Genomic DNA, 19,835 nt, shown 5'->3' on the forward strand with positions numbered 1-19,835 from the left:
GATGTTTCAGGGTACATTCTGGGTAGTTGGTCCGTCACTTTTCAACAGGTCTCTTTTAAGCCGCCTTTCGGCGGAAATGGGATGTGAAACTTGTTCAGCGAGCATGATTATTGTTTGTCTTGGCGGGGAGAGCATGCGCCAGACTTTTCGCTAGCTTCGTCAAGGTTACATGGAGAATTACCGTTTGCTCGTCGAGCGGCGCGGCAGAAGGAAAAGCCTATGCCAAAACGCCTCACGCTGTCGTCGATCGCCTCGGCACGACTCGTAATTCTTTGCCAGAGCCACACCATCTGACATAGGACCAAGCTCCAGGCGACAATGACATCGGACAGGAAATGCGCACCGAAGAGAACCCTGTTGAAGGAAATAAAAAACAGGACCGGAACTGCAAGAATAGTCGCAAGAGACCGCCATTGCGCCGGCACAAAGACGACTAACGACAGTGTTGCAACGGCGACAGCGGCTTCACCGGAAGGAAAGGAGCAATTGTGTGTACAGGCTGCTGCATACTGCCATACAGGGGAGAAATCAGCCGTTCCACCAAACTCAATAATATCACGCGGACGGGCTCTTCCGATAGCGACTTTGAGAAACTGTACCGTAATCAATGGGCCGAGCAAAAAGCTCAGGAGCACAAAGAGAGCTTTATGCGGCGGACAGAACGCGTATTTGCGCGGCAGCGCCCAATGGAGGCTCATTGCAAGCAGCATGACGGGCAAAAAATATATCAAACCCTGACGGTTTATGTCCCGTACAGCCTTCAAGAATGGATTCTCGGACAGCGGGAAGCCATGTTCGTTCGCAAAGAAGCGTGAAATGGTCAGATCGACGGAAGGGAATACCACCAGGCTAAAACTCGCAGCCAGGATAATGATTGCAAGCAGATGCGTTGGCCATGAGACAATCCTGTAACGTTTGAGATGATCGGCCGCTGCGGTGAAATGGCTGGAGCACGGGACGGATTCTTGCATGTCGACACCTCGGAAGAGTTGAGCGACTGCGATTTGAGGTCCGATTATCAAGACTTTGCGAAGATCAAGACAGCACCGTGTCTAAAACGGGTCCGTGCACCGTGCGCATAGTGTTTGGAAATTGCACGTTCAAGAATTGCCAGTCATAGTCCGCACAACCTTTGCCTAGGTGAAAGTCGAATACATCGAGAAGAATTTGGAGCCCCTGGTGGACAACAGTCTCGTTCTTATTGTGGAAGATGAGCCGGAAATTGCGCAGATTTTAGATGCCTATCTGGTACGGGAAGGCTATCGCACGGTACGGGCAGCCGATGGCGAAACAGCGCTGCAACATCACGCACTGCTGTCGCCGGATATTGTTTTGCTGGATGTCCGCATCCCCAAACTTGACGGTTTTGCTGTGCTGGCGCGCTTGCGGCAGACCAGAAGTACGCCCGTGATCATGGTGACAGCTCTGGCCGAAGACATCGACAGGCTCAGCGGCCTTCGTCCTGGTGCGGACGATTACGTTGTAAAGCCGTTCAACCCGCAGGAGGTGGTTGCCCGGGTCAAGGCGGTGCTGCGCCGTACGAAAGGAGATCAGCAAGAGACCCTCCGGCGGTTCGGATCGATTGAGGTTGATTTCAATGCTTATTCGGCTTTCGTCAATCGTGACGGAGAGCGGATTGCTCTCCAACTCACCCTGAGCGAGTTCAGAATTCTCGCTTATATGGTCCGCCGTCCCACACATGCCTTTGATCGCGCCGATATTCTAGATGCCTGCCTGCCGGAAAGCGATGCGCTGGTTCGCACGGTGGATACTCACATATCAAATTTGCGAAAGAAGCTTGAGGCGCTTGGACAGAGAGATTTCTTCCCCGCAGTCCGCGGTATCGGTTATCGCTTGGCAGACCCCAAATGAAACTCCCCGCGCTTCCGCTTGCCACACTGACTGCGATCATAATTGCCGCCATGCTTCTGCTCAGCGTTGGCCTGGCTTATCTGGGCGTGACCTCTTACGCGGCCTATCTTGAAGAGGGCGTGATAAAAAGCCTGCCTGCCAATGCAGCCCAGGCCTATCGCGATATGAATTCCGGTATCGTGCCGGAAGCGGCGGCAATAAGAGAATTGTTCGACCACCTCGATAGCCTTTCCGACCCTGTCGATTTTCAACTCTATCTTTCGGTACTCGTCTGCGGACTGGCTTCCGCGCTTATTTGCAGCATCATCGGGATATATTTGGCCAGGAGGATCGCACGACCTCTGGAACAGCTGACACAGGTCGCAGAAGGGCTGAAATCTGGAGATTTTTCTGTCAGACTGGATGAGTCTCATACAAGCACGGTAGAGGTTAAAAGCCTCATTGACAGCTTCAATGCGCTGGCGACAAGTCTTGAAACCATGGAAGAAAGGCTGCGCTTCAACAATATGGCCGTAGCGCATGAGTTGCGCACGCCGCTTACCATATTGCGCGGCTCGATGCAGGGAATGGTGGACGGCGTATTTCCATTGGATACCAAAACTGTAGCAAGCCTCTTGCTACAGGTCGAGGGGCTGTCTCGGCTTGTCGAAGACTTGCGTACCCTGTCGCTTGCGATAGGACAAAAGCTTGTCATGGACCGTGAGCATTTTGAACTAGCCGAGCTGGTGGATGCCGTGCTCGATGCAGCCAAGCCTATGCTTGCTGCAAGCAAGCTCGCAGTTGAGAAAGAATTGATGCCGATGCAGGCGGTCGCCGATTGCCAGCGCATTCGGCAGGCCATACTCGCAATTCTCGAAAATGCTTGTCGATATGCTGCGAGCGGTGGGGTGTTGCGATGCCAAACGGAACTGCGTGCCGACGGCTTTATCGCGGTCCATATCCATGACCGCGGCCCCGGCTTTCCTGAAAAAACGGGTGAAATAACTGTCAATCCGTTCTGGCGCGGAGACACGTCTCGTTCCAGAGCTACGGGAGGAACGGGGCTCGGCCTGTCTGTCGTACAGGCGATCGCAACCGCCCATGGCGGAAAACTTGAACTTAGCAATCGGCCAGGTGGTGGCGCCACCGTATCTATTCTCATCCCGCAAGAGTATACTGCCCAAACTCAGTAATGACGGTTCCGTTGCAAACGTTTCGACAATGATGATGGACGTATTGCAGTGCGGCCTTGCACCCCGCTCATAACACTCCGCATCCGAAAACAGCGCTCACCGTAACTTTGGCGATCACAGAATGGAAAGCTCCGCCTGCAGTCATTGCCTGAGGGCAATCTTCGCCGCAACATCTCTGATGAATCCGGATTCAAGTTAACGTAACATCGCCCTCTTGGGGCTGCGAGATTGTCCAGAGATGACTCCTGTAGCCGAACCAGTCCCGCGATCGCACTGACGCGCTGGTCGAAAGGCACGCTAAAGAATCCGCAATTCGGTGAAAGGATGCTGGTGCATTTTTCACGAGCTCGCATTCTTTCGTGGCGCTACGACCCTCAGTCGATGTTAGGTGAGATTTTTAGCGCTCGAAGCGCATTGAGGATAACGGCGACGTCAATCACCTCCTGGAGCAATGCACCTTGGACAGGCAACAGATAACCGAACGCTGCAGCGACCATGGCTATAACTGAAAGGCCAATACCCACTATAACACTTTCAATGGCAATCCGCCGTGACTGCTTTGCAATCTCTATCCCCGTGCGGAGCCTGTCTATTCTGTCGACGAGAAGAACGACGTCAGCTGCCTCAGCCGATGCAGCTGCTCCCCGTGCCCCCATTGCAACGCCGACATCTGCCGCTGCAAGCGCAGGCGCATCGTTGACGCCGTCTCCTACCATCATCACAGGGCCATTCTTGCGCTCGCTGAGTACGGTCAGCACCTTTTGATCGGGTGAAAGTTCCGAGTAGATGGCATCAAGCCCCAAGCCGTTGGTGATGCGTTTGGCCACAGCAGCGCGATCACCTGTCGCCAGCACGATGCGCCTGACGCCGTCCTTGCGCAAACCGCTTAACGTATCGACCACATCGCCGCGCAACGGATCAGCCATTACGATATAGCCCGCGATGTTGTCGTCTATTGCGACTGCAACGAGGGCCGCTCCAGCTTCCGTGCTGGGGATTTCACTAAGTTTTGTATTAGCTTGTCTTTCAACAAAGCTGTGCCCGCCGACAATGACACTTCTACCATTCACTCTGCCAGCCACTCCATCGCCTGCCAGCTCGCTAACGTCAGTTGGCAGTACAAGATTTATGCGGCGCCCCTGAGCTGCAGCGACAAGAGCTTGTGCCATTGGATGTTTGGAGACTTGGTCAAGGGAAGCGGCGAACCACAATACCTCATTTTCGGTGAATCTTGGCTCGGGCTGGATCAAGGTGATCTGTGGGCGGCCATCAGTCAGCGTTCCGGTCTTGTCCAGAACTAGTGTATTGATACGAGCCATATTCTCCAATGGACGGGCGCCCTTCACCAATACACCAAAATGCGCGGAGCGCGACAGTCCAGCAACAAGAGCCACCGGAACCGCAAGGATGAGAGGACATGGTGTCGCTACGACAAGAACGGCTACCGACCTTATCGGATCTCCTGTGAACCACCACGCACCGAGCGCGATCATAACAGTCACGATCAGAAAACCGACAGACCATTGATCCGCCAGTCTCGACATCGGGGCCTTGGAATTCTGTGCCTCCTCTACGAGGCGAACGATGCCAGCGTAAGTACTGTCTTTCGCTTCGTGAGTGGCTACGATATCGAACGCATCGCCAGCATTCGTTGATCCGCTTAGTACATCGGCTCCAGATGTAAGCGAAGCCGGAAGCGATTCTCCGGTCAGTGCAGACGTGTTGACGAAAGCTTTTGCGGAAGTGATGCGCCCGTCGACGGGTATGACATCTCCCTGGCGGATCAACAGGCGATCACCTGGACGAACCGTATCGACGGCAACCTCTTCGAGATGGTCATCAATATAACGTACTGTCGTTCGGGGCGCACGGGACAGCAAAGCATGCATCTCACGGCGTGCCCGTCCTTCGGCATAGCTCTCAAGGAAGGCACCGCCGGTGTACATGAGGGCGACAATCGAAGCCGCCAGCATCTCCCCAAATGCCAGCGCGGCCGACATCGACAACGCCGCGACGATATCCAGCCCGAACTCCTTTCGCCATAAACTCCGGAGAATTTCGACGAACAGAGTCGCCAGCACAGGCAAAGTGGCGATAGTCCAAATTAGTCGCGCGCCAAATGAGTAGCCGGAGAAATGCAAGCCGAGCCCGATGACAAGTCCGCAGAAGGCAAAAATCAAAAGGGTTGTTTTTGATCGATCTTCACCTGAAAATCGCATTCTACAGGTCTCCCCGGTTTACAGAACGAACGGACGATAAAATGCATTCATCCGCTTCACACTGATTACGGTCAATCTTCTTCACACAACTTGCCGCAAAATGTCCAACGGAGTTTTCAGGCTGCCGTACTGAGCAAAACATCGATATTCGCCGTGAGTTTTACTGCCAACACGCCGCCTGCGATAACGCCTGAGATGCCAGTTTCCGGTGAGCGAATTGTTCAGGTGTCGGAGGATGATGGGGCCGTAGCCTATATAGTGTCAGGTATGCCGCCGAAGCGATGCCGTCATAACGGAACTGCGCTCGGTCTGTTGGCAGAAGCTCAGTGAAAGCTACGTGAAAAAGCCCTGCGATGCGGGCTTGAAAACGCATATAATATATATTATAGTATTTCATATAATGATATATTGGAGGCAGAAATGGCCATCACCACGATATCCGAGAAGCTATCGGTATCTTCGCAACTAAACCGGGAAGAACTCAGCTCGCTGCACAGCAGCAACTTCAAAACACTTATCAATAACCGTCCCGACGGAGAGGATGCAGACCAGCCTGGAAATCAGGCCGAGCGTGATGCAACCCATCAGGGCGGTCTTTCCTATGCTTTCATTCCGGTTACCATGAACTCGATCACTGAAGCTGACGTGCGTGCGTTTCAGACGGCGGTCGGAAAATCTGAAGGTTCCGTGCTCGCTCATTGCAAGACAGGTACGCGTTCGCTCAGCCTATACCTGATCGGCGAGGTCTTGGACGGGCGTATGTCTATTGACGAAGTTGTACCGTTCGGACGTGGGCACGGCTTTGATACGAGTGCCGCAGCCGCATGGCTTAAGCGCTTCGCTGAGCATCGCCCGGAGGTAAAGGGGTTCTTCGACAAGCGAACCTGGAGCGTTCAGTACGTCGTATCCGATCCGGCAACAGGCATGTGCGCGATCGTAGATCCTGTTCTCGACTTTGATGAGAAGTCAGGTTCAACGGCGACTATCAATGCCGATGCAATTCTCGATTACGTCCGCGATAACGGTTTGACGGTCGAATGGATTCTCGACACCCATCCGCATGCGGATCATTTTTCCGCAGCGCAGTATCTGAAGGAGAAAACCGGGGCGAAAACGGCGATAGGCGAGCATGTAATCGACGTCCAGAAACTCTGGAAGGGGATTTACAACTGGCCCGAGCTGGCCACCGACGGCTCGCAATGGGATCGGCTGTTCGCCCATGGGGAGACATTCAAGGTCGGTTCCATTGATGCCAGAGTTATGTTCTCTCCGGGGCATACACTCGCCTCTATCACTTATGTAATCGGCGACGCTGCCTTTGTGCACGATACACTCTTTATGCCGGACAGCGGTACTGCACGTGCAGATTTCCCTGGTGGGAGCGCGAAGGTCTTGTGGGACTCGATCCAGGATATTCTCGCACTTCCTGACGAAACGCGGATATTCACCGGTCATGATTATCAGCCAGGCGGCCGGGAACCGCGTTGGGAAAGCACCGTGGCTGATCAAAAGAAGCACAATCCGCATCTCGCCGGCGTATCGGAAGAGGCGTTCGTTGCTCTACGAAACAAGCGCGACAAAACGCTGCCAATGCCGAAGCTCATCCTGCATGCTCTACAGGTGAACATACGTGGAGGACGCCTCCCTGAGCCGGAAGCCAATGGCAAGCGCTATCTCAAGTTTCCTCTGGATGCATTGGAAGGAGCCACCTGGGAGTGAACATTGGTATGAAGTCAATGATGAAGGAAGGGCTTTCTCCGAAAGAGCTCTCCCTGCGTGCAGGCGAGGTGGCGGATTTGTTAAAAACATTATCCCACCCAGTGCGCTTGATGATTGTCTGCACGCTGGTGGAAGGTGAATACTCTGTCGGAGAGATTGAAGAGAAAGTCGATGTTCATCAACCACATCTGTCGCAGCACCTAACGGTGCTGCGCGGCTCCGAGATCGTCGAAACTCGACGGGAAGGAAAGCAGATATTTTACAAGCTCGCGGAAGATAAAGCGGCGCGATTGGTCGCCTCGCTTTATGACATCTTCTGCGTGGAGAAAGAAAAATGAGTGCTGGTCATGCGTGACAGAATTGGGAGCATACAGCCTTGAGTAACTCTATCATAGCGGCAGTAGGATCCGGAGGTGTTGTTGGCTTCATGCTGGGATTGCTCGGCGGTGGCGGCTCAATCCTTGCAACTCCGTTGCTCCTATACGTTGTTGGTGTAAGCCAGCCGCACATCGCCATCGGCACGGGTGCGCTTGCTGTTTCGGTCAATGCGTTCGCGAATTTTGTGAGCCATGCGATGAAGGGGCACGTCTGGTGGCGCTGTGGTATCGTCTTTTCCACGCTCGGCGTCGTCGGTGCACTTGTAGGTTCCAGTCTTGGGAAAGCTTTGGACGGTGACCGTCTCATCTTTCTGTTCGGCATTCTCATGATTGTCGTCGGGCTGTTCATGCTGAAGCCCAAAAAGAAGATAGATGTTGAACGCCGTCCGATTGACTTGAGAATGTGTCTCACAACGGCAGCGGTAGCTCTCGCTTCGGGCGCTGCATCTGGCTTCTTCGGTATTGGCGGGGGCTTTCTGATCGTGCCCGGCCTGATGCTGGCAACGGGTATGCCGATGATCAATGCAATCGGAACGTCGCTTCTTTCGGTGGGGGCCTTCGGACTGGCCACGGCTTTGAACTATGCCAGTTCGGGTCTGGTGGATTGGTGGCTCGCTGCCGAGTTTATCGGAGGCGGCGTTGTCGGAGGGCTTTTTGGAATGATGCTCGCAACGCGATTGAGTGCATATAAGAACACTTTGAACCGCATATTCGCTGCGATAATTTTTATCGTTGCGGCATATATCCTATATCGCAATTGGACTGGCGTCAGCTAATTCTGTGGTTGGCTGTCTTTCATTGCCGACCATAGCAGTCGCGATCATGCTGTAAGTGACCTGACCTCGTGAAACTGCGACGGCGAAGCAGCGAGGCCCGACCGAAATAATTCCGGCGCAATCGCCTAACCCTCTATTGTCTTCCTTCCTGTGGCAGGCCGTCTGCATTGCTAAGAATTCGAGCGTATAGCTCCGATGTGTTACCACGAAACACGTGCTGCCGGAGAGAAGCCTGAAACGCTCGCCCCCGATGTTGAATTCGTAAAATGCATTGGCATAGAGCGCAGTATTGTCGTTAACCTTGGTCTTGAAACCAGTACCGAGTTCAAGACTGGTTTCCTCCCAGGATGAACGAAGCCTGTCGTTATTGAAGTAGATAGTATCGCTTGCTTTGAGCTGATGCCATACATTGGCCGGTACGAACGGATTGAACGGCAGGTCGTTAATCGTGTAATTGCCTTGCAGGCGCGCTCCAATACGCCCATCCAGGAATCGTTATTGTCGTAACGGATGGTGCCGCCAGGATCGGTAGCCTTATCGAAGTTCTGATACTGCCAGTAAATCTGCGCCTGCGGTTCGATCACCCATTTTTTGCTGATCGCGAACTTCTTGCCTGCTTCGAGAGAGGCTGTCCGTTCCTTGCCATGGAAGCTGGAACTATAGTCTGCGACCGATTCCGTACCGATGCCGAGCCATGAATGCATGACGATGGCGTCGATATAGGCTTCGCCTTCCCATGTATGGGTACAGTAAGCGCCGATGGTGAAATCACTTAGACCCAGCACAAGTTATAATTCTGCAAGGACGAGCGCCGGGAAATTTGGGGGAGTTTTTTTATTGAAGTATCCTCTAATATACATGTTGTCGCTTCGGATTCCTTGGGCTTTCCTGGGAGTTTTCGAACCGAATGGCCATACGCTCCATGGTATTTCGTGGATTGCCGATCCAGATCGAACGATGAAGCTCATCAAAAAGGATGACGCATAGACAAGAACCCAATTTCTGCTTGAAGGACGCAATATGAATAGACTGAGTAATTTTGTCGTTGCTGTTGTCCTGTCGTTTTCGGGCGTGAAGACCGCGAATGCTGCTGATGCGGTTACTATCCCGCCCGAGACTCCATTTGCCGTGGTAAGTCAGCGCTGGGCTTTGCAAATCACGCCCTATGTCTGGGCCGCGGGTCTCAAGGGGGATATTTCGCCTTTCCAGCGCGCCCCGACCATCGGCGTTGAAAAGTCTTTTTCCGATGTGTTGAGCGATCTCAATTTCAGTGGCTTCGTCAATGTTTGGGGCCGCTTTGATCGGTTCGTTGTCTCGGGCGATATGATGTATGTCGATACCACCGAAAGCCACGCTTATGGTAATCTTCCGCCACTGCCCTTGGCGGTTCCATCGGGAACCGTTGTCAAGGGGGACGTGGACGGCAAGCAGTTCATGGCCACGCTGCAAGCCGGTTATCGCGTTGTTGACACGTCGAAATTCACGCTCGATGCGCTCGCCGGCATACGCTTCTGGCGCATTTCCAACGATGTGACAGTCAAGGCGCTCGGCCTATCGCGCAGCTATGGTGAGAGCTTCAACTGGATGGATCCGGTGGTCGGGACGCGGGCTCTCGTGCGTCTAACGGACAAGCTTTCCCTGCAGTCGCAGGCGGATATTGGGGGCTTTGGCGCGGGTTCTGAACTGACTTGGTCGGCACTTGCAACCGTCAATTATGTGTTCTCCGATCACCTGTCGGTTTCAGCAGGCTATAAGGCGCTGCATGTTGATTACGAGCGTGATGGCTACGTGTTCGATTCACGCCTCACCGGACCAGTTCTGGGTGTTACTTGGAGGTTTTAGCTGCTTGCCAAGAGCCGCCCCCCATTAACCTCCAAGAGGTTTGCTCCTCCATAGCTTGAGGGAACTTTCAACCGACGTATCAATCAGGCTTTGATTCATTTCTTGATCTCGAGTGGAAGTACCGAGAAGCAGACGTGGAAATAAATAGCCACTGATGCTTCTTAGAAAAGGCATAGCCTGCACTTCTGGATTTGCGACATAAAGTTCACGGTCTTTTGCTTTCTCTTCGAGGTAAGCACTTAATCGGCTCAAAAGTTGACCGGTTTGGCTGTATCAAAACTTCTCAACAGCCAATCACGACCTGAGCTCAGTCCGCTACAACAGTCGAATCTTACTCCGTACAAACACGTGATTTGGACAGTATTATCTCGGATGTCGGCAGCGTGCGTGCGAAGGAATCGGTCACGTTGGCCTCGGAAATCAGCGGTCCAGTGTTTTTGGTCCGCATGAAGAGATGAGCCAAGCTTGCCCGCCAGCGAAAAGAAAATGAGCTCCCTCGTCAGGAGCGCGATGTTTAAAAAAGCGACGGCCTTCTTCGCTTGGGAGACAAGTCGATGAAGTTTGCGTTCATCGATATGGAGAAGGCCCACATGTCTCTGTCACGGCTAGGCGCTTTCGCAGGCGTCAGTATCAGCAGTTATTATGCATGGAAGCATGGTTTACTGCGTCGTCTTCATTCTCGAAGCTCGAAGCCCATTTATCTGGATACCCACAATCTCTTTGGCCAACGCGATCTTGTCGTTCTCGGTTTCAGCGCTTCTTGGTTGATACCAGATGGACAACCAGTTGATGGCGCCGAGTACGGCTTTGGCAGCTATCGACACATCGACCTCCCGAATACTGCCGTCATCGATCCCGTCGCGGATAACCTGCTTGAATAAATCTTCGAACCGACGGCGAATAGAAATAAGCTCATTGAGTGTGCGGCGCTGATCTGGTGTCGTTGCCGCCAGCTTGTGCATGTGCACGCCTTGGACCACAACCGCTTCGAAAGCAACGTTGTTCATCATGGCGAGTGCATGTGCCATCAGCATCTCTTGCAGTCGATGCAAAGCCGAGCCTTTCGTGATCATGGCCGGTTCAACGGCATTGAACAGACGGGCCATTCCCTCGCGATGCACATCGAAGAACAAGTCGGTCTTGGACGAGTAATAGTGATAAATGCGGCCCTTGGTGGAATCCATGCGGCGTGCAACGTCGTCGATGCTGGTCGTAGAAAACCCCTGTTCCATGAAGCACTGGGCAGCCGTTTCCAGGATTACTGCATTACCAGTACTGTCTGTTCGATTGCGTCGGCGGCTTTCAGCCATTTGTTTCTCCGATTCATCGCGGGTTTGAGGAGTTCTCAAAGCTATAAAATTTATCCACGAAAATGCCACTAGACAAACCTATGTTCAAGTGCATACTACTCAGTATGTTGTTGATTGATGCGCCAAAGGCTCATTTTTCAACGATCGGAGGACATATCATTGGAAATAAAACAGAATTTAGCTGCGACCGCATCGGTTGCGCCTGTGAATGGGGCGCCTCTTTGCTCAGACTGGATGGAAATCAACCAGCAACTTGTCGATCGCTTCGCCGATGTGATTGATGATCACCAGTTTATTCACACTGATCCCGCACGGGCGGTGTCTGAAACTGCTTTTGGCGGTACCATCGCGCATGGCTTTCTGGTTCTCGGTCTTCTGACTAAACTCAGCCGTCAGGTTTTACCGGAAGTTGCGCCGGGGAGGGTCGAGATTAACTATGGTTTTGATAGGGTCCGTTTTCTTTCCCCGGTAAAGGTTGGCTCCAGGATACGCGGCGTGTTTGCCGCCAAATCGGCGCAGCCGAAAGGGACCGGCGAACTCAAGACTTTGAACGCCACGGTTGAAATCGAACATGAATCCAAGCCAGCGCTCGCCGCAGACTGGCTGATACTGACAACGAGTTGAGGACTGCCATGACCATCTCTTTTGAAAATCGCGTCGCAATTGTAACTGGTGCGGGTGGCGGACTTGGGCGCGCCTATGCGCTTGAACTGGCGGGGCGTGGCGCTAAAGTAGTTGTGAACGATTTTGGCGGCAGTCGCGATGGAACTGGCGGTGCGTCCGAAGCAGCAGAAAAAGTCGTGGCGGAAATTCGCGCTGCCGGTGGCACGGCGATTGCTGATGCGGGCAATGTTACGAAATTCGAAGACATGCAGGCGCTGGCAAAGCGCACGGTTGAAGAATTCGGTCGCATCGATATTCTCATCAACAATGCCGGTATCTTGCGCGACAAGAGCTTCGCGAAGATGGAGATGTCCGATTTTCGCGCCGTGGTTGACGTGCACCTTAATGGATCGGCCAATGCCAGCCGCGCTGTGTGGGACATCATGAAAGGCCAGAACTATGGCCGCATCCTGATGACGACTTCCACGTCGGGCGTTTATGGGAATTTCGGCCAGTCCAACTACGGTGCGGCCAAGGCGGGGCTTGTCGGCCTGATGAATGTGTTGCATTTTGAAGGTGATAAGTACGATATTCATGTCAATGCGATTGCCCCGACTGCGGCCACGCGCATGACCGGCGATGTGCTGGACGAAGAAATGCTGGTACGTCTCGCGCCCGAAAATGTCGTTCCCGCTGCTCTTTTTCTCGTGAGCGAACAAGCGCCAAGCCGCACGGTGCTTCTGGCCGGTGCCGGTATTGTGGCTCGCATGGCAATTGTGGAAAGCGAAGGCGTTTATCTGCCGAAAGGCGAGCGAACACCGGAAGCCGTTGCCGCTGCTTTTACAAAAATTGATGACATGACCAGTTTCATCGAGACCGATGCCGGGCTGGCGCATGTGGATCGCATCATCGCTACGTCGCGCGCTAATGAGGCTATCGAATGACGGCCTCAAAACCCCGCCCGAAGGCTGAACCCCGATCAGCCTATTGGGAGTTCTACGAAATGCAGACGCGCTGGAGCGACATGGACATTTATGGCCACGTCAACAATGTCGTCTACATGCAATATTGTGATGCCGCCTTGAACCGTTCGCTTATAGCGGCTGGTGCACTGGAATTGAACGGAACCACGCCCATTGGTATCGTTGCACGCAATTCCACGAATTATTTCTCCGAGATTTCCTATCCTGATAATGTCGTTGTCGGGGTTCGCGTCGAGCATATCGGCAATACCAGTCTGTTGTGGGGCTTCGGTATCTTCAGGGATGGCGAAGAACTTACCGCAGCAAAAAGCGAATATGTGCATGTCTATGTTGACCGCGACACGCGGCGGCCTGTTCCGCTTACCCCGGAACTGAGAGAATTAGCCGTAAGGCTTTACGTTCCAGCGTCAGTGGAGGAGCTCTGATGAGAGAAGCTGTAATCGTATCAACTGCGCGTACGCCGATTGGCAAAGCCTATCGCGGAGCCTTCAACGACACGACTGCGCCAGCGCTGGCTGGCCACGCGATTGCCGCTGCGGTCGAGCGCGCGGGAATCGATGGCGCGGAAGTAGAGGACGTCGTTCTCGGTGCTGCGCTTCAGCAAGGCACGACGCACATGAATATCGCCCGCACGTCCTTGTTACGGGCAGGACTTCCGGTTTCAGTTCCGGGCCAATCGATGGATCGTCAATGCGCATCGGGGCTGATGGCTATTGCAACGGCCGCCAAACAGATCACGGGCGATGGTATGACGATTGCGATTGGCGGTGGCGTGGAGCAGATTTCGCTGGTGCAGAACGAGCATATGAACGTTTATCGCTGGCGCGATCCCTGGCTGACGGAGCATTTGCCTGCCAGCTATATGAGCATGATCGAGACGGCGGAAATCGTTTCGGCGCGTTATGGTGTATCGCGTGAGACGCAGGATGAATATGCGCTGCAATCGCAGCAGCGCACTGCAGCTGCACAAGCCGCAGGACGCCTGAATGCTGAGATTGTCCCGATTCAGTCCACCATGCTGGTAAAGGACAAGGCCACAGGCGAAGTCTCCGCAAAAATGGTTGAGCTGGCGATGGACGAGGGCAATCGCCCTGAAACTACACTGGAAGGCTTGCGCGGATTAAAGCCAGTCTTTTCCGGTGGCCAGACTGTAGCACAGGGGGGCTTCATTACCGCTGGAAACGCTTCACAATTGTCGGACGGTGCTTCGGCATCCGTGCTGATGGAAGCAAAAGAAGCGGAAAAGCGGGGCCTTTCTCCACTTGGTATTTATCGCGGAATGGCCGTCGCTGGATGCGAGCCTGACGAGATGGGTATCGGCCCGGTTTATGCCGTGCCGAAACTGCTCAAACAGCATGGCCTGACGGTCGATGATATCGATCTGTGGGAGTTGAATGAAGCCTTTGCAGCACAGGTGCTTTATTGCCGCGACAAGCTTGGCATCGACAATGAAAAGCTGAACGTGAGTGGCGGCGCTATTTCGATAGGCCATCCCTATGGAATGTCGGGCGCGCGAATGACCGGGCATGCCCTCATCGAAGGCAAACGGCGCAATGGACGCTATGTGGTTGTGACCATGTGCGTCGGTGGCGGCATGGGTGCTGCGGGCCTGTTCGAAATTTGTTGATTGGAAACGAAAAGGCCGGTGAAAACCGGCCTTTTTCATTAGGTTGCTCGTGTTGTTATCAATATGCGGCTTTATAAATCGCCAAGGCATCCGCCTCGGTTACCTTGCGTGGATTGTTGACCAGAAGACGCGTCTGTTTCATGGCGTCGCGCGCAAGCAGGGACAGATCATCTTCCGTGATATTCACTTCGCGTAAAGTTTGTGGCACGCCGAGCTCACGGCTGAGGTCTGCCAGTTTTTCGACAAAGGCTTCAGCACGTTTTTCTGCCGATACTGCACCGAGTTCCGGGAAAACATCTGCTGCAATTTCTGCATAAACATGGCTCGCTTCCGGCAGATTAAAGCGCAGCACATGCGTAAGCACGAGCGCATTGGACAAGCCGTGCGGCACATGGAAATGTCCGCCAATCGGATAGGCGAGGGCATGAACAGCTGCAACCGGAGAATTGGCAAAGGCTTGACCGGCAAGCAGCGAACCGAGCAACATGGCAGCGCGTGCATCGCGATTGTCGCCCTCAAAGACCGCAATGCGGATATTGGCGCCGAGCAGTTGCAGGGCGTTGCGCGCCAGCGAGCGCGATATCGGATTGTTGTTGGCCGATGCCGATGCATAAGCCTCAATCGCATGCACCATTGCATCGATGCCGGTTGCGGCGGTGACCGCTGCCGGCAAGCCGACCGTCAAATCGGCATCCAGCACAGCCATGTCCGGCAGCAGAAGTGGTGAAACCACGCCCATTTTCTGTGACAAACCGGTGGTTATGATGGAAATGGGTGTGACTTCCGATCCCGTGCCTGCTGTCGTTGGCACCAGAACCAGCGGTAGACGGGGACCGCGTGCCAGATTGGCGCCGTAAATATCGACCAGTTTCTCTCCGCTTCTTGCAATGAGCGCCGCAAGCTTGGCGGCGTCCATTGAGGATCCTCCGCCAATCGCTAGTACCCCTGTCGCTTTATGCGCAATGATCTGGTCTTTGAGGGCAAGGACATTGCTTTCCGGCGGGTCGGCCTGCACAGCATCAAAGATCGAGACGGCAACACCTGCCGTTTCGAGGCTCTTTATGGCGGGATCGAGCAGGCCAAGCTTACGTAGGCCCTTGTCGGTTACTACCAAGACCCGTCCGCCGAGAAGGTGCCCGGCTATATCGGCGATATGCGCCGCACCGCCCGTCTGCAAATGGATTGAGGGTGTGGTGTTGAATACGAAATTTTTCATGGGTATCTCGTCTTTCGAATAGCCAGGAAGACCGGAAGTTAGCCGATGCGCGCAATTCTGACGCTCTCCCGGTCGATTGTGTCGCCGGTAATGCCTTCACTGCGCAGGACATGTTTTTGAATCTTGCCGCTTGAGGTTTTCGGTAGAGAATCCAGAATCCGTACATAGCGCGGTACCATGAAGCGCGGCAGGCGAGCGGCGAGAAATGCAATCAAGTCTTCAGCGACGATTCTTTGCCCTTCCACTGGTGTAACGACAATCAGCACCTCATCCTCGCTCAGCTCACTCGGCACAGCGATGGCCGCACATTCCCGCACGCTATCGTGGAACAGTACCTCGGCTTCCAGTGCGAAGGAAGAAATGTTCTCACCGCGCCGCCGGATGACATCCTTCAGGCGGTCAACGAAAAAATAGGTTCCGTTTTCATCCTTGCGGAAACTGTCGCCCGTGTGGAACCAGCCATTGCGCATGGCCTCGACGGTCGCCTTCGGATTGTTGTAGTAGCCCTTCATCAAGGCCCATGGACGATCCGAACGAATAATGAGTTCGCCAGCGGTTCCATCTGGCACTTCGATATCGTTTTCATCGACGATACGCAGTTGATACCAGGGGCGTGGCTTACCGGCGATGCCTTTCTGGGTGATGTCTGGTCCCGCGACAAGCGGACTTGCAATCTCTGTCATGTTGTAGATTGTCCAGGCTTCCACGCCAAATCTTTGCGCGAAAAGCGGACCATCTTCACCAAAAGGAGTGATGAACGCACGGCGAAGCGGATGGTCGCGATCATCTGTGGAAACGGGTTCTTTTAAAAGGAAGCTCGCCATCACCCCGAGCAGTAGACAATAGGTCGAACGTGTTTCGCGGACCGCCTGCCAGAAATGCTGCGTCTTGAATTCACGCATCATGCCTATGGAAAGCCCGCGCGCCAGCATGGCATAGACATAAAGCGTTGATCCACAATGGAAGATCGGACCGCAAATCAAGCAGCGATCCGTTTCGTCCACGCAGTCAAAGGCGTCAGGCCCCATGGTATAAAGTTGCACATAGGAGGTTATAACGCCCTTGGCGTTGCCCGTTGTGCCAGATGTATACATGATGGCAAGCGTATCCCAGGGCTCGATTGGCTTATCGAGAACGAGATCGGTTTCCTGAACGACTTCCACGTCGATAAGCGGCAGGACTTTGACGCCCGTGACCTGACAATTGGTGGTTCCCTCCACCACGAGAACCTTGCGCAGCTTGCCCGGTGCAACATCCTGCAAGCGTTGCACGAGATTGGCGCGGGCTACCATTACAGGCGCGTCGGCATCGTCAAGGATATGTTCGAGCGGACGGCCAAGCGCGGCTGTGTTTATCGGGACATAAACGGCGCCGATATAGTTGATTGCAAACCAGGTGACGAGAAGATCCTCACCGTTGCCCATGAAGCATAGAACGTGGTCACCACGTTTCACGCCGTGCGACTGCAACGTGGCAGCGCGTCGGCGAACGCGCTCGCGCGTTGTGCGATAATCCCATTCGAGCGATGGCCAAAAATCCACAAAAGGTGCCATCGGACGTTCGGCTGCGTAACGATCGAGAATATATCTCAACACGGAATGATCGCGGTCAAGCGCGCGCTGGTCTGGTGTCATGTTCTGAAATCCTCCTACCCAGTTTGCGACTACCCTTTAAAGAGGGCCGTTGCAAACCCGTTTGGAATATGCAACATACTCAGTAGTATGTCAAAGACAATTCATCCGGGAGGGGAAATGGCCGTTGTCGATATTCAGCGCGAAGGGTCGATCGCGGTTGTGCGCTATGACCGTGGTGGTAAGGCTAACGCCCTTAACGAAGAATCAATCAGCGCGCTCATCCAGGCAGCCGATGAGCTTTCTACGGACGACACGCTTCAGGTTATCGTTCTGACCGGAACGCCGAGCCGCTTTTCAGCCGGCGTCGATCTCAACGATGACCAGCTCTGGCGTTCCAATGCCGATACGGTTTCCCGCCATTCTGCAATGGCGCTTGGTGGTGTCATGTGTGAACGCTGGCGTACTCTGCCCCAGATTATTATTGCGGCCATCGAGGGGCCGGCCGTGGGCGGTGGTGGAATATTGGCTCTGGCCGCCGATTTTCGGGTCATGGCACAGGGTTCATTTTTCCAGTTTCCGGAAGTTCGCCTTGGCATGACGCTTGGATGGGGTGGACTGCCGCTGCTGTCATCGCTGATTGGACCGACGCGGGCAAAGCGAGCGCTTTTCACCAATGCCCGGATCGGAGAGGAGGAAGCCCTCAATCTCGGTCTTTGTGACAGAGTATCATCGCCGGGCGAGGCGGTTGCGGCGGCCACGCTTCTTGCGGGAGACATCGCGGAATGTCCGCCGCTTGCCTTGCGGATGACCAAGAGAGCCATTGATCGGGAACACCGTGCCAACTGGGCCGCACCTTATGAAGCAGATCAGTTTTATCTAGCCAGGCTGATTGCCGAACGCAGCAGTCAATCGGTCTGAATTCGTAGTTATTTGGGAGGAGGAAACCTATGACATTGAAATCAACGATGCTTTCGAGCGCGTTTGCCGCGATGATGATTGCAAGTCCGGCTTTGGCTGAACCTGTGCGTCTGGGCGTGCTGACGGATATGTCCGGCATGAATTTTGACCTTGCGGGCGAAGGATCCGTCGTGGCGGCGAAGATGGCTGTTGAGGACTTTGGTGGCAAATTGAATGGCGAATCGATTGAGATCATCGTCGGCGATCACCAGAACAAGCCCGATATTGGTTCGGCTCTGGCGCGAAGCTGGATCGATGAGAATAATGTCAAGGCAATCATTGACGTTCCCACCTCCTCGGTCGCAATGGCCGTACAGGAGATCACCCGCAACAAAGATGTGGCATTTCTGGCATCGACGGCGGGATCCTCGGATTTGACCGGTAAAGCCTGTTCACCGACCACCGCGCAATGGACCTGGGACACCTATGCACTCGCCAATGGAACGGGGCGGGCCATGACGCAGGAAGGGGGCAAGAAGTGGTACTTCATCACTGTCGATTATACGTTTGGCCATGCCCTTGAACGCGATACGGCAGAAGCAGTAAAGGCGAGTGGCGGCGAGGTGATCGGCGCTGTGCGCCATCCGCGGGAAACCACCGACTTTTCATCATTTCTGCTTCAGGCCCAGGCGTCCGGTGCGGATGTGATTGCGCTTGCCAACTCATCCGGCGATACGATGACAGCCCTCAAACAGGCCAATGAATATGGCGTTGCTCAGGGCGGGCAGAAGATCGCTGGCATGTTGCTCTTTCTCTCCGACGTGCACAGCGTTGGGCTTGAAACAGCTAAGGATCTGACGCTTACGACCGGCTTTTATTGGGATTATGACGACCAGACCCGTGCCTGGTCGAAGCGGTTTGGCGAACGGATGGGTGGCAAGATGCCGACCATGGTTCATGCCGGTGTTTATTCGTCGGTCATGAACTTCCTCAAAGCTGCCGAAGCCGCAAAGTCCACGAGCGGCAAGGCGGTGTTCGACAAGATGCGCACTATGGACATCAACGATTTCTTCGCTCGCAACGCCAAGCTGCGCGAAGATGGTCGCATGGTCCACGATATGTATCTCGTTCAAGTCAAGTCGCCGGAAGAGTCCAAGGGGCCGTGGGACTATTACAAAGTCTTGCGTACGATTCCGGGTGATGAAGCGTTCCGTCCGATCGACAAGGGCGGCTGTCCTCTGGTCACGCAGTAAGAGGCTGATTGGATGAACACGGCAATTCAAAATGCTACGGCTCTGCGAGAAGCAGAGCCGTCGAAGATTGTTCTTTCTGCGCGCGGATTGGGCAAATCGTTTGGCGGCTTTCATGCGGTGAAAGACGTCGATCTTGATGTGGAACATGCCCGCGTTCACGCGCTGATCGGTCCGAATGGTGCAGGCAAGACGACCGTTTTCAACCTGCTCACCAAGTTCCTCCAGCCGACAAGTGGCGAGATTACGCTTCTGGGAGAAACCATCACCAAGACCGATCCGGCCAGGGTGGCGCGGATGGGTCTGGTGCGCTCGTTCCAGATCTCGGCCACTTTTCCGCATCTGACGGTTCTGGAAAATGTGAAGGTCGCGCTTCAACGTCCGAGCGGTCTTGCAAC

The 19,835-nt window shown here is 54.2% G+C and carries 19 protein-coding genes and 1 pseudogene; 14 read left to right on the plus strand and 6 right to left on the minus strand.

What is annotated here, in order from left to right; all coding sequences use genetic code 11:
* Positions 1-107 precede the first annotated feature (107 nt).
* Positions 108-971 carry a phosphatase PAP2 family protein gene (locus FJQ48_RS19880; RefSeq protein ID WP_139976642.1) on the minus strand — a complete coding sequence of 288 codons (864 nt, stop codon included), beginning with the start codon at positions 969-971 and terminating at the stop codon, positions 108-110.
* A gap of 208 nt (positions 972-1,179) precedes the next feature.
* Between FJQ48_RS19880 and FJQ48_RS19885 the strand changes: the two genes are divergently transcribed.
* Together FJQ48_RS19885 and FJQ48_RS19890 are read left to right on the plus strand one after the other, a co-directional pair.
* Positions 1,180-1,872 carry a response regulator gene (locus FJQ48_RS19885; RefSeq protein WP_139976643.1) on the plus strand — a complete coding sequence of 231 codons (693 nt, stop codon included), beginning with the start codon at positions 1,180-1,182 and terminating at the stop codon, positions 1,870-1,872.
* Positions 1,869-3,044, plus strand: a complete 1,176-nt coding sequence (locus FJQ48_RS19890) for an ATP-binding protein (RefSeq protein ID WP_139976644.1) — start codon at positions 1,869-1,871, stop codon at positions 3,042-3,044. The genes FJQ48_RS19885 and FJQ48_RS19890 overlap by 4 nt, the downstream gene beginning before the upstream one ends.
* A gap of 374 nt (positions 3,045-3,418) precedes the next feature.
* Here the strand turns inward: FJQ48_RS19890 and FJQ48_RS19895 are convergent, their stop codons facing one another.
* On the minus strand, positions 3,419-5,263 hold the full coding sequence (locus FJQ48_RS19895; RefSeq protein ID WP_139976645.1) for a heavy metal translocating P-type ATPase: 1,845 nt from the start codon (positions 5,261-5,263) through the stop codon (positions 3,419-3,421).
* A gap of 420 nt (positions 5,264-5,683) precedes the next feature.
* Here FJQ48_RS19895 and blh point away from each other — a divergent pair, with 420 nt between their 5' ends.
* The 3 genes from blh to FJQ48_RS19910 are packed head-to-tail and all read left to right on the plus strand — an operon-like array spanning position 5,684 to position 8,135.
* Positions 5,684-6,982 carry a bifunctional sulfur transferase/dioxygenase Blh gene (blh, locus tag FJQ48_RS19900; protein WP_139976646.1) on the plus strand — a complete coding sequence of 433 codons (1,299 nt, stop codon included), beginning with the start codon at positions 5,684-5,686 and terminating at the stop codon, positions 6,980-6,982.
* A complete protein-coding gene (gene bigR / locus FJQ48_RS19905) occupies positions 6,973-7,320 on the plus strand; it encodes a sulfite-sensing transcriptional repressor BigR (RefSeq protein WP_180350270.1) in 348 nt (115 codons plus the stop codon). The genes blh and bigR overlap by 10 nt, the downstream gene beginning before the upstream one ends.
* A gap of 38 nt (positions 7,321-7,358) precedes the next feature.
* Positions 7,359-8,135, plus strand: coding sequence for a sulfite exporter TauE/SafE family protein (locus FJQ48_RS19910; RefSeq protein WP_139976648.1), 777 nt, complete (start codon positions 7,359-7,361; stop codon positions 8,133-8,135).
* Between the two features lie 200 nt (positions 8,136-8,335).
* Here FJQ48_RS19910 and FJQ48_RS19915 read toward each other — a convergent pair whose 3' ends face one another.
* On the minus strand, positions 8,336-8,920 hold the full coding sequence (locus FJQ48_RS19915) for an autotransporter outer membrane beta-barrel domain-containing protein (protein WP_139976649.1): 585 nt from the start codon (positions 8,918-8,920) through the stop codon (positions 8,336-8,338).
* 235 nt (positions 8,921-9,155) lie between these two features.
* On the opposite strand from FJQ48_RS19915, the gene FJQ48_RS19920 reads away from it, so the two are divergent.
* Both FJQ48_RS19920 and FJQ48_RS19925 read left to right on the plus strand, forming a co-directional pair.
* On the plus strand, positions 9,156-9,977 hold the full coding sequence (locus FJQ48_RS19920) for a hypothetical protein (RefSeq protein ID WP_180350262.1): 822 nt from the start codon (positions 9,156-9,158) through the stop codon (positions 9,975-9,977).
* Between the two features lie 421 nt (positions 9,978-10,398).
* A pseudogene (locus tag FJQ48_RS19925) lies at positions 10,399-10,633 on the plus strand (IS3 family transposase); the annotation flags it as partial.
* Between the two features lie 3 nt (positions 10,634-10,636).
* On the opposite strand, the gene FJQ48_RS19930 reads toward FJQ48_RS19925, so the two are convergent.
* A complete protein-coding gene (locus FJQ48_RS19930) occupies positions 10,637-11,287 on the minus strand; it encodes a TetR/AcrR family transcriptional regulator (protein WP_139976650.1) in 651 nt (216 codons plus the stop codon).
* A gap of 165 nt (positions 11,288-11,452) precedes the next feature.
* Between FJQ48_RS19930 and FJQ48_RS19935 the strand changes: the two genes are divergently transcribed.
* The 4 genes from FJQ48_RS19935 to FJQ48_RS19950 are packed head-to-tail and all read left to right on the plus strand — an operon-like array spanning position 11,453 to position 14,500.
* Positions 11,453-11,911 carry a MaoC family dehydratase gene (locus FJQ48_RS19935; RefSeq protein ID WP_273793330.1) on the plus strand — a complete coding sequence of 153 codons (459 nt, stop codon included), beginning with the start codon at positions 11,453-11,455 and terminating at the stop codon, positions 11,909-11,911.
* Positions 11,912-11,919: 8 nt separating this feature from the next.
* Positions 11,920-12,834: an SDR family NAD(P)-dependent oxidoreductase gene (locus FJQ48_RS19940; RefSeq protein WP_139976652.1), complete on the plus strand. Its 915-nt coding sequence runs from the start codon at positions 11,920-11,922 to the stop codon at positions 12,832-12,834.
* Entirely contained in the window at positions 12,831-13,298 is a 468-nt protein-coding gene (locus FJQ48_RS19945; protein ID WP_139976653.1) for a thioesterase family protein, read from the plus strand. The genes FJQ48_RS19940 and FJQ48_RS19945 overlap by 4 nt, the downstream gene beginning before the upstream one ends.
* Complete coding sequence (locus FJQ48_RS19950) at positions 13,298-14,500, plus strand: acetyl-CoA C-acyltransferase (RefSeq protein ID WP_139976654.1); 1,203 nt, start codon at positions 13,298-13,300, stop codon at positions 14,498-14,500. Before FJQ48_RS19945 ends, FJQ48_RS19950 begins: the two co-directional genes overlap by 1 nt.
* A 58-nt stretch (positions 14,501-14,558) precedes the next feature.
* On the opposite strand, the gene FJQ48_RS19955 is transcribed toward FJQ48_RS19950, so the two are convergent.
* Both FJQ48_RS19955 and FJQ48_RS19960 read right to left on the minus strand, forming a co-directional pair.
* The gene (locus FJQ48_RS19955; protein ID WP_139976655.1) at positions 14,559-15,716 is read right to left on the minus strand and encodes an iron-containing alcohol dehydrogenase; all 1,158 of its coding nucleotides are present in this window, start codon (positions 15,714-15,716) and stop codon (positions 14,559-14,561) included.
* Positions 15,717-15,754: 38 nt separating this feature from the next.
* The gene (locus FJQ48_RS19960; RefSeq protein ID WP_139976656.1) at positions 15,755-17,350 is read right to left on the minus strand and encodes an AMP-binding protein; all 1,596 of its coding nucleotides are present in this window, start codon (positions 17,348-17,350) and stop codon (positions 15,755-15,757) included.
* A 117-nt stretch (positions 17,351-17,467) separates the two neighbouring features.
* On the opposite strand from FJQ48_RS19960, the gene FJQ48_RS19965 reads away from it, so the two are divergent.
* The 3 genes from FJQ48_RS19965 to FJQ48_RS22800 form a co-directional block, all read left to right on the plus strand.
* Positions 17,468-18,208, plus strand: coding sequence for an enoyl-CoA hydratase/isomerase family protein (locus FJQ48_RS19965; protein ID WP_139976657.1), 741 nt, complete (start codon positions 17,468-17,470; stop codon positions 18,206-18,208).
* 29 nt (positions 18,209-18,237) lie between these two features.
* Complete coding sequence (locus FJQ48_RS19970) at positions 18,238-19,440, plus strand: ABC transporter substrate-binding protein (protein WP_139976658.1); 1,203 nt, start codon at positions 18,238-18,240, stop codon at positions 19,438-19,440.
* 12 nt (positions 19,441-19,452) lie between these two features.
* On the plus strand, positions 19,453-19,835 hold a 383-nt coding region (locus FJQ48_RS22800), incomplete at its 3' end, for an ATP-binding cassette domain-containing protein (RefSeq protein ID WP_247870433.1).

The sequence above is a fragment of the Ochrobactrum sp. CGA5 genome (assembly GCF_006345815.1).
GTDB lineage: Bacteria > Pseudomonadota > Alphaproteobacteria > Rhizobiales > Rhizobiaceae > Brucella.